We start from the raw sequence: 9,361 nt of genomic DNA on the forward strand, positions 1-9,361 counted from the left end.
ATGGAGTTTTTTAAGGGGTAGAGTGTCGCTTTAATCTATTATTTTATTTCCTCGCAACCTTCAATGTCTCTTGGTCTTTTACTTCTCAACAAGTAACAAATATTATTCTCTTCATCAATAGCTATATAATTTGATTTACTTTGAATATCTAATAGATTTTTTTCTTTTATCAGTCTTACTTTCCAATTCGGCATATTTTGTGGAGGCGTAAAATTTTCTAATATATCTTCTATAGTATGTGTCCTTAGGTTATTTAAAAGTTTGTTCATATATATACCGTATTCTGTATTGTATATATAATATTCAAGTTCTCTAAAGTTTTCAATCAGGCACCTTTTAGTTGCATCATTTACGTTCCAACGAGACCACCAATATTCATAAAAATTATAATTACCATTATTTTCTATTGTAAATAATGCCCTTCTAATATCATTAGAAATGTCTAGCATATTATCATCATTTCCGAAATTATCAACTATAGCATTTTTAATTTCTGTAAATGCAATTTTATCAAATTTTAATATATCATAATCATATTCAATGCAATCGAAAGCAAAACTGATTCTTCCTTTAAAAAATGCCAAATCCTCCATTTCAAATATTTCATTCTTAAATTCAGGAAATGTAATAATTAGCTTAGCTTTTGCCTTTTCTTCTTCTATTTGGTCTTTAGAAAAAGCTGAAACAAGTGAAGTTTTTGAAAGAAAGTCATAGATATTGTTTGAACCTTCAGCTAATTCAGAAATTAAATTAATTACACGATCAAAAGCTTCAGGACTTCTTATAATATCTTGTCTTTTACCTCCTTTTTGAATACTTCCTCTTGCAATTATATTTCTAATGACTCTCATCCAATCTAAAAATTTCTCTTTATCAAATTCAGAGTTCTTTAAAAGGTATTCTGTTTGAGCAAATAAAAATGCTTTTTGACTATATGAGGCACTATTTATATTATTAGAATAAATATTATCTTCTATAGTAACTTCATTTAGGAAGTTTAATTTTGGTTTATGAGTAAATAACGGAAAATTTATTGAACAATCAATATGTTTATAATTTTTTGAATATAACTCAAAAACACTATAAATATATTTGTAACTTTCTTCAGTAATGTAATTTGTTTTTATGTTATTCTGATTATCTTGTAGATTTTGAATTACTTGTATTCTATTTTCTTTTTTTTCAATCACAAGTCTATACATTATTAGTGTAGACAAAAAACGCATCAAAGAAGTGTCAATTTTATTGTTTTTCTTGAAGTTGGTCCAAAAGAAATCTGTCCATTGTGTATCGATTTTAAAGGCGAAAGTTTCTGTCGGAACAATACTCGATTCCCAATTTGAGTCTATAATGAACTTTTCAAAACTTGCTTTAAAATTTTCGAAAGGAGTGAGAAGTTTTCCTCTAGCATTCATCTTAATATACAAATCATCGGTAAGCCCTATATCATCCAAATCAATATTATAAAAGCTTATAAGATTTTTGATAGTGAGCTTTTCCCAAATATTTTCAATTTTAAAAAATTTAGAATGTATTGAATCTAAAGTTCTTAACATAGAATTTATAGTTGGGTCATGTTTCCACGATAGAAAAAACCATTTAGAATTAATTATTTCTAAACTTAAATTTCCATCCTCATTCATCTTTAATTCTACATTATTTTTAATTAAAGCTTCACAAAATTCTCTTGAGGTTATTCTTGTTTCATAACTAAATTTTAAAAGTATATCAGAAACTTCTCTTAATTTATTTTCTTTAACCGCTGAATACCAATGTAAAAGAAATAAAGTTGTTAGTCTTTGTTGTCCATCTAACGGTTGATAAATTTCATCCACTTTGCTTCCATAAATAAAATCTAATTTCAACTCGGTTTCGTTTTCAATACTTTCTAATATTGTGTTTAAGAAGTTATTTCTTATTTCTGTTTTATCTTCTCTACCTTGAGCGTAATCCCTTTGTATTATAGGAATTTCAATTTTTTCTTCATTTTTTATAAAATCAAAAAAAGTAATTGAATTATGTGTAGTATTCATTTCTTATTTATTTAGATAATTTTTTAAAACATTAAATAAATCTTTTTCGTAATTCACTCTATCCTCTTGTATCCAAAATGAGATTTTTGGTGGATAATCACTAAAGTATTTTAAGAAAACATTTTTTGTGCAGATTGGAATAAATACCCCTTCCTTATCTCTATCAATAATTGTCTTACGTTTTATAGGAAAAACAGCATTTTTATAACTTCTATTAGTTTCTGAATCTAAAAGTGTCAGATTTGAAATTGAATTAATGTCATCTTCAATAAATTGATAATTAAAATGTAAAATTACTTCTTCATATATTTCTCTAAATTTTTCGTCGTCTTTAAAATCTGTAAAACTGTCAACTTTATTTTTTAAAATTAAACCTCCTTCTATTTTTTCTGTATCAATAAATAATGAAGCATCACTTAACCACATTTCTCTATTTTTATCAGGCATTAAATTAGAATCTTTTACAGAAGCAATATGTTCTATATCCCAATTTCCATTTTTAAATAAATCGAATGGAAAATAAGAATTATCAATATTACTTTTGAGGAGAGTTAAAATGTTATATAGCAATAAAATTTTCTTAACATTTTCTTTGTCTTCATATTGCAGATTTTCCAGATCTATATTTTTTACGCTTTCTTTAATTAGTATATCTAAATATTCCTTGAATCCAGTCTTTGTATAATCAGTTGATTTATCATATAAATCTTTTATTTTAATGGAATTTATGCATACTAAATACCCTATTTTATGATATAAACTCCTTTCTTCAAACCACTCACTAAATCTTTGAAATCTTTTTTTAATTTCTTGCCAGTTATTTTCAATAGTTTCTTTAGTTTTATTATAAAATTTTTTATTGAAGAATCTAAATGTCGAATATTTATCATTTCTATCTAATTCGTCATTCATTATCTCAAAAATAAACTCAATTCTATTTACGGATTTAGTTTTGCCATTTAAAAAATACCAAAATTTATCTTTTTGTAGCGATTGTTCAAAAAAATCCCACTCTGTTGCAATCTCTAATTGTCTTTGCTTAATCTTTTCTTTGTTTTTGCCTTCAAAATTTGAACTGTTTAAAAACAAAGCTTTTATTAGCTCAGAGTTAGTTAAAGGTATTTTTCCAATATTAATTCTAGTAAATATTGATATAGAATCATTTTCAGTACTTTCATACCAAATTACTTTTGCATTGTTTGTAAATTTAGAAGTAAAATCAAAAACGTCATATGTTTCCCCTTTTTCTGTAAACCATTTATCAATTGTTTTGTATGCTTGATTTATATAGTAGAAATCAATATTTGTTGTTTCATCTTGATTTATGTTATCAATATTTTTTAAAAATGATGATGATTCTATACGTGTTTCATATGATAAATCAAATAGGTTTAATTTACCCTTGCTTCTAAACAAATTAAGATAAGATAATATTAAGTAAATTGTTGTTAACCTTTGTTGTCCATCAATTACTTCGTAAAGATTTTCATGTTTTTGTTTTACGACTATAGGTTGTAAGCAGTACCATGTCTTGTTTTCAGAATCTTCAACTTCCCTAGGTTTAAAATCTGAAATATCATTCAATAAATCAATAACTTCATTTTTATCCCATCTATATCCTCTTTGATATGACGGTATAAAAAAATTATATTGTAGTAATTCTGTTATGGTTTTTAGTTCTAATATGTTGTTCATATAAAAATATAAGTTTATAAATATGATTTATTTAAAAAGCGTTATTAACAAATTTACATTAAAATCTTAGATGTTTTCCTAAAAAACTCTTTCCTTTACTTCAATATGAGCTTTTAAATTTTTCTTTATTATTGCTAATTTTCTATTATTTCTGTAAATAACGTTTCTATTAATTGTAATTCTATTTAAAAATTAATTATTAACCTAACAAATATATTTTCTATTTCCCAAAAAACATTACGGCTTTCCGTAACCTTAAAAATCAATCAAAAAAGCTCTTTTAAAAATCCACGATATTCCTCTCGTATCATCAATTCCTTTTCCACAAACAATTCATTTCTTACACAATCCACCGTTTCCTGAGTTACAGGATTATAGCCTTGTTTGTTAACTTCCCTATTAAATATTCCGATGCCGCGTTTTTGCCAAGACGGAAGATCGTTGTAATTGATTCCGTACTGAAAAAGCAGTTCATTTTTATCGGATTGTGACATTTTTTCAATTCTTTCGGTGGTTTGTCCGGCGTTGAATCCGTTGTTTCTCAACGTCCAGTAACAGTAGGCTGAAAGGGAATTTCTGTGGGAATCTTCCTGTCTCCAGCAAAAATAATCCGCGATCATTTCACGGTTCGGAATGGAAATCGTTCTGTAGTCGAAAACACAGATTTCCTGAAACTGCAGGCTGAAAAAAGCACTCGCTTCTCCCGCCAGAACAGAATTGATCTTCCTTGCTTTTCGGCTGAAAGTCTGGTCGTCTTTATGGATCAGCAAAGAAATTTCATCACTCTGCGTGTAACCGTACAACACTCTAAACCCGATGGTAAAAAGGTGTTTCGTCGTATCGATCATTGCCTGACTGAATTTCGAATCAAAAGGTTTTTCCAGCGACAGTTTTTCTTTGGTAAGTCTGGTAAATCCTCTTCCGTCGAGTCTTACGATAATAAAGTTTTCCGGAAGGATATACTGTTCCGAAAGGCTTTCGTTTTTTCGCATGATCGCTTCAATTTCTTCAAATTTCATAATTGCTGATTTCAAATTTGTTCTCCCTTATTTTTACATGGAATATTTTGTCAAAACCTTCCTCAATCGAAGGCTTTTCGAGGTCTTTGTATTTTGCTTTTATTCCGATCTCGCTGATGGAGTTTTTTCTGTATTTATTCCGCTCCAGACAATCCTGAATGCTGCTTTCAAAATAATATGCAATGATTTCATATTTGTTCTGTCGGGCAAGCTCAATGTATTTTCTTCTGCTTTCTCTGGTCACATTCGTGTTATCAATCACCATTTTGGACTGTGTTTCAAAACAGTACTGAAGCAGTTTTCCTTCTTTGTTTCGGGTATTCAGCAAATCCATGCTGATCCTGATGTGCGAATTGAAAAAAAGCTCCTTGTAGAAGGAACTTTTTCCGCTTGCGGGAATCCCGATGAATATGATGATCTGCATTTTTAATTCTTTATACAGCTTTTTACAACAACCTCCAAAGCTTTTTCCGCATCACAACTATACAAACCGGAACACCAAGCCGGATTGGCTTCAATCAAAGCCCAGCCTTTTCCTTTGATGATCCCGAAATCCAGAACAATGGCTTTTGGAAGCGTTTCACCATATTGCTGAATGAAATTTTTGAAAAAATCAAAAAGTTCTTTCTGTTCATTTTCAGAAAGCGGATTGGTGTCAAAAACGTCATTTCTCCAATAAGAAGAATGGGTTGTTATTTGATTATTTAAGACAAAACATCTTACTTCCAGTTCCCATTCTACCACTTCGGAAGTGAAAACCCTGCTTTCCAGATCCAGTGTGTCAAAACCTTTAATGTTGGTGACTTTATCAAAAACTCCGGCTTTAAAATTTTTAAAATCGGAACATTTGATGAAAATATTTTCTTCATGCACGAAATCTTTCAGCTTTCCGTAAGAGATTTTTCTTTTGGTAAATCCCTCCGAAACTTTTGAAAGCCAGTCGTCATCAGGTTTTGTCAAAGTAAGACTGCATTGTTCCGCCACAATTTCAGCATAAATATCTTCGCCATACACCGCAATCACGTCTGCACGAAATTCTTCGGGAACATTCCATTTTGCATTAAACCGGCTCAACTCATAGGGTGAATTGAGGGATGCTTTTTTCAGATTGTTGCTGTCTTCCGTGTACATGGGAGAGAGCGCGATGAGGTTTTTCATGGCATTATTTTTATTTCTAATGTATTAATATTTCTCTAAAAACCTTCTCCATTTCGTTTTTATCCAAATTTCCTCCTTTCAGGCTCTTTGCTCTTTCTTCATTATCCAGTATGGTTTTTTCTAAAAATCCGAAGAGTTCCCAGTCATTCGGATGATGGTAAGATTCTCCTTTGGTAGCCTTTAAAGCGATTAAATTTTCTATTTTCGTTCTTGTAAAAGCATCTACTAAGACCAGCAATTCACTGAACAAAACAGGCGGAACTGTCCCTTTTTCCAATATCCATTTTCCGGTTAACGTGGTTCGTAAGCAGTAAAAGTAAGATTTCAGTTTCACCTCATCAAGTCTGCATGCCTCGAGATATTTTTTGCTCATGCTTGAATAGTGATAAAATACCGCTATCGGAGAAAAGCATTGGTCTGCCAAAGGTTTAAACAGATCGTGAAATTTTTCATTTTTCACATAAACGACAGGAGAGTAGAACCAGCTCAGCAAAGCCGCGTTTGACTTCAACAATAAATGGAACGTTTTTCTCAGATCCCATCCGGAACCGTCCAGATCGTCTTCCGTCATAAATTCTATGGTTTCATCTTTATCCCACGGTGAGAGATACCAGTCTTTTTCGTGTCGGTATATGAAGCGTATATCGTAGTCGCTGTCCGGAGAAGCAAATCCCCATGCTCGACTTCCGGATTCTACGGCAAGCAGTATTTCTACACCGCGTTTTTCTTCAACTTCTTTTAGTTTTTCTATTATTTTTGGTGTCATGATTTTTAAATTTGATACAAAATAAAAAACATCCTGCGCAATCTTTTTACGCAGGATTATTTTATGTAAAACTTGTCTAAACTTTTTACTGCAAAAGATGCAAAAGATTTTACACTTTAGCTTATTAAGTTTAATACTTAAATGGGAAGAAAGAGCACATAAGTTAAAAAAAATCAAAGATTTTTTCTCTTTGCAGACTTTTGAAATACTTTAAATTAACCACTAAAGTCTTTTGCCTCTTTTGCGGTTACATTTAAAATGAGTTTATACAAACTGATAATAATGTTTTTAAGAGCTTTTAAAAAGGTGAAAAAATTATTTATATCTGTTTGAAATTTTAACTTTAGATTTTATACGCAAAGTTTCTATTTTCCGATGATATACTTTAAAAGAAAGCAAAGTAAGCGCAGATTTCATCTGCTATTAAGCGAAGTCCATAACAGCCGTTTATTACGTAAAGCTATGTACAACATTTTCCATAAATAATATGCTTTCCTACTTAAATTACATTTTTATCATTCGCTGAACGAAGTTCCCTTGCGAACAAATAAATAAAATCATTTTAATAAATATAACTTTGCGTGTATTGCGTTAAAATTATCTAGCCTCAAAAATTTTATCATTTAAAAATCTTCGTAAAACTGTCTTTTTCCAGATTCTCCAAAGAAAAATCAAAGTCGGCATTTTCTTTATCATAAACGATTTCAGCTCCTAATTCCTGAATCAAAAGATTGAAGGATATCGGTTCGTACCATTGTTGATACAATGCGTTCGTCGCCACTACGGAAATTTCTGTATTTCCTGAAACATGAGTATGTCCTGCTCCGAAATTCAGCAGTACGAAACACTGTCTTCCGTCTTTTGGCAGCAACATTCCCAAAACGGTCTGTTTTTGTACGGATTGACATTTTGCTTCCGCAAAAAGATGGTTCGGATTCATCATATAATCGTAAGAAACAGCATCGCCTTTTCCGATAACAATTTTATATCCGCAGTCGCTGTTTCCGTTGAAAACGTTGTTCATTACCAAAGTAGGAGCCATTAAACCTCTGTTTGCGTAAAGATATTCTACAGCACCGTTTGGCGCGGAAGTGATGTCTCCGGAATACATCAACTGACCAGAATTTTGGTTGTAAGCCGCATTCCATCCGATTTTTCCGGCAATATTTAATCCTGAAAGGTCCAAATCATAAGCTCCCCATGCATTTTCCCAATAAATTCCTACCGCTAATCTTTCTCCGAAGAATCTTGTTCCCGTCGGAATATTTCCTACAAACATCTTTTCAGAAGTCGGCAAGCTAAATTCTACATCTTCAGGGAAATAGAATTTCTTTCTTTCAAAACGATACTTTGATTTTAAATAGCTTAAAATAAAATCGTAGTTCAGTTCATTCACGGAAGTTCCGATTGATTTTTTCGTCCACGATTTTCCGTTCCGTATTCTGTACACAAAAGTATCCTGACCATACATTCTTGAATAACAAGCCGATAAAGCTTTAAACAAAGCAAACGGAGTGGCATTTTCCAGCCAGTGCAGATCGCTGTTTTCCAGTAACATATTGGTTGCGTTATTCAATGGATTCGAAATTAATGGTTTGTGATAAATTTTCGACAGCTTCGAAATTTTATTAATCACCTTTGGCGCCCTGTTTTTATAGGCTAAAAATAAAGGCTTGAAACGGTTAAAAATTTCCGCCATTTTTTCCAGTCCGAAACTTTCAAAAAGATAAGTCGGATTGAATTTGCTTTGCTTAATATCATTAATCAAATCATTGTTTTTAATTAATAATGTTTCTTTTGTGGTTTTGTAGATCACGTAACGCAAAAATTCAACATTATTTTCAGGATAAACGTCGTAACGGTCGGCAATTTTTATGATGGCTTCTTTGTTTCTGATATTTTCTTTTCCTGTAAAATCATATTCCAGTTCGTCGTGCAAAATAGATAGTAAATCATCAATCGTTTCTTCTTTCAGAGCGATTCCTGATCTCAGAATAGCAAGACATTTTTCCTGAAGTTCTTCTTCGGAATAGGCTTTAATGACTTTAAAATTCAGCTTCAGATCCGGGATGTTCAACACTTCGTCCGGAATGTATATTTCACCCTGAAATCTGCTTCCGTAGGTGGAAAAATAATGAAAGAGCTGTTCCATCAACAGTTCGAATCTTGTACTTTCTTTAATCTTCTGCCACGATTTATGGAACGTTTTGTTGAGATCATTTCCGTTCAGTTTTTCTTTAGCGTAATAGGAAACAATTTCTTTTTTTGCCCATAGTGCAGAAGGTTCGATGATAAAACCATCCTGAGAAATAAATACTTCAGCATCCGATTCTTTTGCCAGTACAGCGTTGAATAATTTTAATGTTTTCATTGTTTTTAGTTTAAAAAATAAGTGAGGAGTAAGATTCATTAAAAGTGAAGTGTTATAGGAACTCCTTTTACCTATAATTTTTAAAAGGCGGGGAGTAATTTTCCAAATAATTTATAGGAACTCCCTTTGCCTTAAAGTTTTTTAAAAAGGCGGACACTTCGGCAAGCTCAGTGCGACATTTTTAGCTAACATATTGAGCATTAAATTTTATCGGAGATAAAATCCTTGCGCCTTAACAAATATAGTTGTTAAAATAAATTGCGCCTTTGTGTATATCTAACAATTTTTTTTCATTTTTTTGAGGAACAGGCAGGACTCG

Annotated in this window: 7 protein-coding genes; all 7 read right to left on the bottom strand. The window is 31.2% G+C overall.

The window, feature by feature from the left end; translation table 11 throughout:
• Window positions 1–38 precede the first annotated feature (38 nt).
• The 7 genes from WFK35_RS16870 to WFK35_RS16900 all read right to left on the bottom strand — a co-directional run bounded on the left by WFK35_RS16870 (window position 39) and on the right by WFK35_RS16900 (window position 9,042).
• A complete protein-coding gene (locus WFK35_RS16870) occupies window positions 39–2,033 on the bottom strand; it encodes a DUF262 domain-containing protein (RefSeq protein ID WP_336733566.1) in 1,995 nt (664 codons plus the stop codon).
• Window positions 2,034–2,036: 3 nt separating this feature from the next.
• On the bottom strand, window positions 2,037–3,728 hold the full coding sequence (locus WFK35_RS16875; protein WP_336733567.1) for a DUF262 domain-containing protein: 1,692 nt from the start codon (window positions 3,726–3,728) through the stop codon (window positions 2,037–2,039).
• A 266-nt stretch (window positions 3,729–3,994) separates the two neighbouring features.
• Complete coding sequence (locus tag WFK35_RS16880) at window positions 3,995–4,747, bottom strand: tRNA(His) guanylyltransferase Thg1 family protein (protein WP_336733568.1); 753 nt, start codon at window positions 4,745–4,747, stop codon at window positions 3,995–3,997.
• Window positions 4,737–5,171 carry an ATP-binding protein gene (locus WFK35_RS16885; RefSeq protein ID WP_336733569.1) on the bottom strand — a complete coding sequence of 145 codons (435 nt, stop codon included), beginning with the start codon at window positions 5,169–5,171 and terminating at the stop codon, window positions 4,737–4,739. Before WFK35_RS16885 ends, WFK35_RS16880 begins: the two co-directional genes overlap by 11 nt.
• A gap of 2 nt (window positions 5,172–5,173) precedes the next feature.
• A complete protein-coding gene (locus WFK35_RS16890; RefSeq protein WP_336733570.1) occupies window positions 5,174–5,905 on the bottom strand; it encodes an ATP-grasp domain-containing protein in 732 nt (243 codons plus the stop codon).
• A gap of 16 nt (window positions 5,906–5,921) precedes the next feature.
• Window positions 5,922–6,671, bottom strand: a complete 750-nt coding sequence (locus WFK35_RS16895) for a nucleotidyltransferase domain-containing protein (protein WP_336733571.1) — start codon at window positions 6,669–6,671, stop codon at window positions 5,922–5,924.
• Between the two features lie 619 nt (window positions 6,672–7,290).
• A complete protein-coding gene (locus WFK35_RS16900) occupies window positions 7,291–9,042 on the bottom strand; it encodes a hypothetical protein (RefSeq protein ID WP_336733572.1) in 1,752 nt (583 codons plus the stop codon).
• Window positions 9,043–9,361: the final 319 nt, after the last annotated feature.

The organism is Chryseobacterium sp. VD8 (assembly GCF_037149975.1).
Lineage (GTDB): Bacteria > Bacteroidota > Bacteroidia > Flavobacteriales > Weeksellaceae > Chryseobacterium > Chryseobacterium indicum.